Source organism: Roseomonas sp. 18066 (assembly GCF_902706185.1).
In the GTDB taxonomy this organism is placed as follows: domain Bacteria; phylum Pseudomonadota; class Alphaproteobacteria; order Acetobacterales; family Acetobacteraceae; genus Pseudoroseomonas.
In genome coordinates, this window is sequence record NZ_CACSJM010000438.1 from 1 (window position 1) to 240 (window position 240).

The 240-nt window shown below is 67.9% G+C and carries 1 protein-coding gene; it reads left to right on the forward strand.

Annotated features, from left to right (window positions below; all coding sequences use genetic code 11):
* The coding region (locus GVN67_RS29585) for a hypothetical protein (RefSeq protein WP_160000813.1) at positions 1 to 240 on the forward strand (240 nt) is incomplete at both ends.

Genomic DNA, 240 nt, shown 5'->3' on the forward strand with positions numbered 1-240 from the left:
AGACGGTGAGCATCACCATCAGCGGGCTGCCGGCAGGCGCCACGCTGTCGGCGGGGACGCACAACCCGGACGGCAGCTACACGCTGACCCAGGCGCAGCTGACCGGTCTGACCATCACCTCGCCGGATCCGGGCAACACCACGCTGCATGTCACGGCCACCGTCACAGACAGTTCCAGCGGCACCACCGCGACGACGAGCGCGAATGTCGGGCTGAATGTGCTCAACGTGGCGGATGCGC